4 protein-coding genes are annotated in these 4,250 nt (G+C 46.6%); 3 read left to right on the plus strand and 1 reads right to left on the minus strand.

Annotated elements, in window-relative coordinates:
- The first annotated feature begins 106 nt into the window (after positions 1-106).
- The gene (gene ppsA, locus ACWVCM_RS16525) at positions 107-2,497 is read left to right on the plus strand and encodes a phosphoenolpyruvate synthase (protein ID WP_455202873.1); all 2,391 of its coding nucleotides are present in this window, start codon (positions 107-109) and stop codon (positions 2,495-2,497) included.
- Positions 2,498-2,534: 37 nt separating this feature from the next.
- Here ppsA and ACWVCM_RS16530 read toward each other — a convergent pair whose 3' ends face one another.
- Positions 2,535-2,939, minus strand: a complete 405-nt coding sequence (locus ACWVCM_RS16530; RefSeq protein WP_455202874.1) for a GFA family protein — start codon at positions 2,937-2,939, stop codon at positions 2,535-2,537.
- Positions 2,940-3,125: 186 nt separating this feature from the next.
- Here ACWVCM_RS16530 and ACWVCM_RS16535 point away from each other — a divergent pair, with 186 nt between their 5' ends.
- Positions 3,126-3,560, plus strand: coding sequence for a host attachment protein (locus ACWVCM_RS16535; RefSeq protein WP_455202875.1), 435 nt, complete (start codon positions 3,126-3,128; stop codon positions 3,558-3,560).
- A 60-nt stretch (positions 3,561-3,620) separates the two neighbouring features.
- Positions 3,621-4,250: Lon-like protease helical domain-containing protein (locus ACWVCM_RS16540; RefSeq protein ID WP_455202876.1), on the plus strand; the 630-nt coding region annotated here is incomplete at its 3' end.

A 4,250-nucleotide genomic window follows, 5' to 3' on the forward strand; every position in this document is an offset into this window, starting at 1 on the left:
GTGAGGTACCCTTAAACTGTAACATAATTTCGTACCAGATTATTCACCTCACTTTATGATATAGATCATTATCCAAACCAAAAAATAATGGCATGGTAAGTCCGTTATGGAATTGATCCAATGGCTTCGCGATCTGCATATCGATGATGTTCCGCAGGTCGGTGGTAAAAACGCTTCTCTTGGCGAAATGATTGGCGCATTGTCAAGCGAGGGTATTCGAGTCCCTGGTGGATTTGCGACAACCGCTCACGCCTACCGCGAATTTCTTGCCAACAATAATCTGGACCAGAAAATACATGACACCCTCGACCAACTGGATGTCGATGACGTTAAGGCGCTCGCTGACACTGGCAAAAAGGTTAGACAGTGGGTAGTCGACGCGCCGTTTTCCCCCGAATTTGAACAAGCTATCAAAGATGCCTACACCGAACTGGTAAAAGAATATGGTGACCAGGCCAGCTTTGCGGTTCGTTCATCCGCCACTGCAGAAGATTTACCGGAAGCATCCTTTGCCGGGCAGCAGGAAACATTTTTAAATATTAGTGGCATTGATAACCTGCTATTAGCCATCAAAGAGGTCTTTGCCTCTCTTTATAATGATCGCGCTATTGCCTATCGAGTTCATCAGGGCTTTGATCATCGCCAGGTTGCCCTGTCAGCCGGTATACAAAAAATGGTACGCTCAGACGTGGGCAGCAGCGGTGTTATTTTTACTATTGATACAGAGTCAGGTTTCGATCAGGTGGTGCTCATCACCAGCGCCTATGGTTTAGGTGAAACCGTCGTGCAAGGTATCGTCAACCCGGATGAGTTCTACGTTTACAAGCCAACCTTGAAAATGGGCAAACATGCGATTCTGGGTCGAACCATGGGCGGCAAAGCCATTCGCATGCAGTACACGGATAGTGCCAATCATAGCGATTCTACGGTCACCATAGACGTCCCCATCGAAGAACAAAACCGCTTCAGCATCAATGATGGCGACGTTACCCGGTTAGCCCAAATGGCAGTAAGAATTGAAGAACATTATGGGCGACCCATGGATATTGAATGGGCCAAAGATGGTACCGACGGAGAACTCTATATCGTCCAGGCGCGCCCGGAAACCGTTAAGAGCCGCGCCAGCAAAAACGTCATTCAACGCTATGAACTCAAATCAACAGGCAAAACCCTGGTTAAAGGCCGCAGTATTGGTCAGCGTATCGCGGCAGGTAGTGCGCGTGTTGTAATGAGCGCAACCGAAATCGACCGCGTGCAGGAAGGCGATGTTCTGATTACTGACATGACTGACCCGGATTGGGAACCGATCATGAAACGTGCTTCAGCCATTGTAACCAATCGTGGTGGCCGTACCTGTCATGCAGCAATTATCGCCCGAGAAATGGGTATCCCCGCAGTCGTGGGTTGCGGTGATGCAACAACAAACGTTAGCGATGGTATAGATGTGACAGTGTCATGTGCCGAAGGTGAAACGGGTTTCATCTATGACGGAAAACTGGAATTCGTGCTCAATGAAATACAGGTGGACTCCATGCCACCACTGCCCTTTAAAATCATGATGAATGTAGCGACCCCGGACCGGGCGTTTGACTTCCGTCAACTACCCAATGAAGGTGTTGGTCTGGCACGACTGGAGTTCATTATTAACAGTACCATAGGCGTTCATCCCAAAGCCCTGCTCAATTTTGACCACCAGTCCGACAACATCAAACAGCAAATTCAGCGCAAGATGGCTGGCTATGCCGACCCTGTCAGCTTTTATATTGAGAAATTAACTGAAGGTATTGCCACTATCGCAGCAGCGTTCTACCCCAAACCGGTCATTGTGCGCATGTCTGATTTCAAATCCAACGAGTACGCGAACCTTATTGGTGGTGACACCTACGAGCCCGATGAGGAGAATCCCATGATCGGGTTTCGGGGAGCCTCACGCTACGTTAGTGATTCATTCAAAGATTGTTTTGAGCTGGAATGTTTTGCGATTAAAAAAGTGCGCGATGATATGGGACTTACCAACGTTGCCATTATGATTCCTTTTTGCCGTACAGTTACAGAAGCAGAAGCCGTCATCGATGTACTGTATGACAATGATTTGCATCGTGGCGAGAATGGTCTGGAAGTCATTATGATGTGCGAAATCCCCTCCAACGCCCTGCTAGCAGACAAATTCCTGCAATTTTTTGACGGCTATTCCATTGGCTCTAATGATCTGACACAACTTACCCTGGGACTGGACCGGGATTCAGGACTGGTTGCCGACCTGTTTGATGAACGCAACGATGCAGTTAAATCGCTGCTCAGTATGGCCATCAAGGCCTGCCGTAAAAACGCCAGGTATGTTGGTATTTGCGGCCAGGGGCCTTCTGATCACCCGGATCTTGCGTTCTGGCTCATGGAACAAGGTATTAGCAGTGTATCGCTGAATCCGGATTCTGTTATTGAGACCTGGTTGTACCTTGCCGAGCACATGCAAAAAAACAGCAAGGATAAAAACTAATCTATTCCAGCCAGAGCAGATCGTATCACCGAATTTATTATTCTGTATCCTCTTGAGAGAGGTGCTTTAGCTCATGGGCATGCTGCTCCCAGTTCTTGCCATCGAACAATTCAACTTCCATTGAATGGATAGTCGCATCGTCCAGACATCGCACATTAACGCTGATGCCATCGGGATTGGAGCGTGGAATATAAAATGACTTGATGCCGCAAACCCGGCAAAACTTGTGCTTGGCTTCATGGGTATCAAAGGTATAGGTTGTCAAATAATCCTCACCTTGCAGTAAATGAAAATGACTTTTCGGAACGATCAAGTGCAAATAACCGGTACGCGAACAAATTGAGCAATTACACTCGTGCACCTGCAAGTCGGCTGGCGCCTCAACTTCATATTGCACAGCGCCGCAATGGCAACTACCCTTATGCGTGACTAATTCAGTCATATTTATAGACTCCAGGAAAACATAACCCTCCCAGGAGGTTTATCAATTTTCCCTGTTATTTCATATTGTTATACCAAATAACCGATTAATCAGAATACATCATTTTTCCTGACATTGCTCAATATCTTACGATTTAGCAAAAGCTAATATAATTTATATAAGAACGGCGAAACGGAGGAGCAAATAATGACCACATTAGTAATGGTAGCTGACGCCAGTCGAGCCAGGTTTTTCAAAGCAGAAACAAATAGAGGCGCATTAACTGAGTTCGATAGCATGGTACACCCCAGGTCCAAATTGCATCCCAACGAAATGGCCTCCGACAAACCAGGTAAAACCTCCAACCGCAACGGTCAAGGCGTGAATTCACTGGATACCGAAATTGATCCGAAACGTCAGGAAGCAATTCGTTTTGCAAAAGATGTTAGTACCAAGCTGGACAGTGTCCGGCAACAGGGAAAATATGCAAGATTATATGTTGTTGCAGCACCATCATTTTTAGGTATGCTGCGCAATAACCTGCATTCAGAAACCAAGAAGTTAATCACCAATGAAATCAATAAAGACCTGACTGGTTTAAACGTTGATGATATCCGAGCACATTTGCCGGAACGTTTATAGAATAACAACAACGCTACTTATCACTGCTAACCGTTATGCAACGGGGGAACAGATTAGGCTATGAGCACCAAGCCACTTAAAGCATCTGAACTTTATCATGCCTGTAATCCTGCGGAACTCGATTTTTCAACCACTGCTGAGCTTGAAGATCTGACAGAAACTTTTGGTCAAAATCGCGCACTGGAAGCCATCGATTTTGGGGTTGGAATTAGACACGATGGATATAACCTGTTTGTGCTTGGTTCAACCGGAATCGGCAAACACGTTGTTGTAAGCCAGGAACTGGAAAAACGTGCCGCGCAAGGTGCTGTTCCATCCGACTGGTGCTACGTGAACAATTTCGGCCAACCGCATAAGCCGAAAGCACTACAACTCCCTCCCGGTATGGGAACCAGTCTACGCGATGACATGACCCAACTGGTGGAAGATTTGCAGAATGCCATTCCGGCAGCATTTCGTAGCGATGAGTATCGCACCCGAGTGCAGGAAATCAACGAAGAGTTTGACGAGAAACAACAAAGTGCATTCGACAAACTCAACGAGGATGCCAAAGAACGCGGTGTTGGTATACTAAGAACTCCAACAGGTTATACCCTGGCACCTTTACGTGGTGAAGAAACAATATCACCGGAAGAATTCCAGTCATTGCCTAAAGACGAACAGGAACGCATTGAAAAAGCCATCGAAGAA

This window comes from Kaarinaea lacus (assembly GCF_975902315.1).